This window comes from Sulfitobacter sp. HI0129 (assembly GCF_001635395.1).
Classification (GTDB): domain Bacteria; phylum Pseudomonadota; class Alphaproteobacteria; order Rhodobacterales; family Rhodobacteraceae; genus Sulfitobacter.
In genome coordinates this window covers 1-2,891 of sequence record NZ_LWGH01001108.1, presented here as the reverse complement: position 1 = coordinate 2,891, position 2,891 = coordinate 1, and the positions used below count along the sequence as shown (strand labels likewise).

At 56.4% G+C, this 2,891-nt stretch carries 4 protein-coding genes; all 4 read right to left on the bottom strand.

The genetic code is table 11. The features are described from left to right. The coding region (locus tag A3764_RS23245) for a type II toxin-antitoxin system HipA family toxin (protein ID WP_067952165.1) at positions 1-1,008 on the bottom strand (1,008 nt) is incomplete at its 3' end. Next, complete coding sequence (locus A3764_RS23240) at positions 1,001-1,591, bottom strand: helix-turn-helix domain-containing protein (protein WP_067920593.1); 591 nt, start codon at positions 1,589-1,591, stop codon at positions 1,001-1,003. The genes A3764_RS23245 and A3764_RS23240, both read right to left, overlap by 8 nt. Positions 1,592-1,734: 143 nt before the next feature. Continuing rightward, positions 1,735-2,646 (bottom strand): ImmA/IrrE family metallo-endopeptidase, encoded by a 912-nt coding sequence (locus A3764_RS23235; RefSeq protein ID WP_067920606.1) that lies wholly within the window; start codon positions 2,644-2,646, stop codon positions 1,735-1,737. Next, positions 2,643-2,891, bottom strand: a 249-nt coding sequence (locus A3764_RS23230) for a helix-turn-helix domain-containing protein (RefSeq protein WP_067952163.1), incomplete at its 5' end; no start/stop codon positions are given. The genes A3764_RS23235 and A3764_RS23230, both read right to left, overlap by 4 nt.

Here is a 2,891-nt window from a genome sequence, read left to right as displayed (position 1 = left end):
AATCTTCATGTTCGTCGCATCACCCGGAATGTAGGGCACAGTCGCCACAAAATCATAAGCTGGTGCCAGCGAGACATACCGCCGGTCCGGATAGATTAACGACCAGTTCTTCATATGCATGTCGGCATTGCCGATCAGCATATTGAAGGTCAGACGCCGGACATATTCGATGATGTCTGCATCATTACCTTCGGCGGCGATCACCTGGGCAATGTTCCGGAATGTGCCATTGCCGTACTTGTCTTCAGGATAGAGCCCATAGACCTGCGCAAAATCCTCAATGTGCACGCGCGACCCGTCGGATAGCCGATCAAAGCGCTCGACCACAAAGGCATGCTTGCCGATCTTATCGATGCCTACGGGCAGGTTCTTGATCGCATCGATCCCCACGAGATCGATGGCAGGCACGTTCATCCCGACCAGGCCCGCCAGCTTCATCATCGAGAATTCATTTTCGGGGACGCCTGCGAATTCCCGTGAGGGGAGCTTGACGATCCAGGAACCCCCAACGCCGGAAGCGGGAATGGTCAGGCCGCCAGTTGCTCCCATCACTGCTGAAAACTTGAGCTGCACGCCAGCCAGCGAAAACCGCAGCGCGTTCTCGCGGCGATCATCACTTTGGTCGTCCGCTCCATCGGCAGCATCCGGCGGCCAGGCTTCACCATCGGCCGGGGTGATCGTGATCGCGCCGGGCAGGTCATGACCAAGCGCCCAGAGCAGATAGAATTCACGTTCGGGATTCACGCCTGCCTGTTCCGCCAGGTATTTGCGCAAGTGCCCTTCGGGCAGAAGGTTCGAGAAGAAGGGCATGACGCGTTTCTGATACGGACGAAACTCCGTATAGAGCTCCCCGAATTCATCCTTGAAGGCAAGACCAAGGGTCGCCCTGTCTGGGTCGGCAATATACTCGTCGGTGAAGGCAAAGATGGTGCGATCACCCCCGAGATTGGTGAGCGTGCCGATGGGCGCGCCATACAGATTGACGTTAAGGACGGAGACACTACTCATCGTTATCTCCATCTAGGCGGTAAGCGGGACGCGGCGGGCGCGCTCGATCCTCATCGGCCATGCCGTGTGCGAGGGCGTTGCGGAAACTGTTCATCTGCTTGGACGCGTCTTGCAGGGTTTTAAGGCCGCCCGTGTTATCCACGGTTTTGAGCGCCTCGCGGATGCTGCGCAATGTGTCAGTGTTCCGGATAAGATTTTCGAACTGGCGCAGCTCCCGAAACTGTCGCTGCAAATTCTGGATGGCTGAATTGTCGATCTTGAGTGACTGGATGTGCTCAAGCTGCTTGGCCAGCTGCGTAAACTCCTTGCGCGTTTCGGGCGTTGCCTTGGGCGCATCGCCTACGCTGCGAGTGATCGTTCTGACGGCGGGTGCGGCCTTGCGCGGCACGAGCGCCAGCTCCAGACCAAGAGCGTTTGCGATGGCGGTCAGACTTGAGACCGTCAGGTTCACAGCGCCGCTCTCGATCTTGGAGATGTGCGACTGCGGCACGCCTGCACGGGCGCTTAGCGCGCGCTGGCTAAGCCCCTTCTTCTCGCGCGCAGCCTTCAGTGTCGCTGCCAGTTTCTCGCTCTCATAGCTCATTTTGATATAATCCTACACATCAAGCTAAGCGCCTGATCTACTTAAATGTATCATGTAAGACTTGCAATTTCAAGGTATGATCTGCTTTTATAGATCATTCTCTATTTGAGATCTACTTTAATATATCAGTCATTGGGGCGCTTCTAGCTCAGCCAAGAGGAGCCGGGCGTGCGGCTCATCATACGGTCGTATGTGTCTTCCTCGGCCTCTTCGGAAAGTTCGAAGCGTGATGGTGCATCCCCAAGATGGATAAGGGAAAGCGCAAAGTCGTGGACTTCGGAGACCAGAGCATGCTCGGTGCAGGGCTCTTTGAACCAGACGCCCGCCTCATGCTCTCGCGTTGCCTTTCGTCTAATCAGCTCTGCATCCGTTGCCGGAATCGCAGCTGCCGGTATCTCGATTGGTGGTCGGCCGGACGTTTTGAAATAAGCGCCCGTGCGCAAGGCGCGACCACTCGACCACCCCCAATGAATGAAGCCGTCGATAGACTTCACAAGAACTGCACGGCGCTCGGTGTACTGCAGCCAGCGCAGCGTCGCTGCGATCAGGGATACGCCGTAGCGATCAGCGCACTCTCCCAAAGCTTCCAGGTCAGGCTGGGATTTCGGGGCGATCTGCGCGCGGAAGTCATCCAACGGCATGAGTAGATTTGCGGCAAACTCGTTCGCCTCTTTCTCGATCTGCCGGTACTTGCTGTCCCAGCGTTCCATATCCTCGGTACTGCAATGGATACCGTCAGGATGATCCTGTCTGTGCAGGAGGTAGTGCCCGAACTCATGGGCGAGCGTAAAGTTGACACGTCCCGGCGACGCTGTGTCGGAATTGTAGAAAATGCCCCAGCCTTTTTCGCCGGGCGGCGCCTTCATCAAGGCGCCCTCGAACCCTTTCAGCGGGGCGCCCTGCACAAGACTTATCGGATCGTCAGGAAAGCGCTGCTTGGAAAAATCGTAGGCAAGCGCTCCAACGTTTACCGGAAAACGGTCGTCGCCACCCAAGGTGTTCAGGATGATGGTCAGATCGTATGCCCATCGTTGTGGCGACTTTGGCTTGCTCATCCGGGCTTCCCCCATAGCTTTACCATCTCGCGGATTTTTTCTTTGGTGTCGGCATCCATGTGCCGGTATTCGCGATAGAACTGCACATCGACTGCATCCTCTTCTGATATCGCCTGCTTTTCGTCGAGCAGGTATTCAATCGTGACGCCAAGAACTTCAGCGATCTTAGTCAGCTTTTCCGCAGATGGTCGCGGCGGATTCTTGTTCTCCAGCTCCCAAATGTAGCTTTTGCTGGAGCCGGAGAG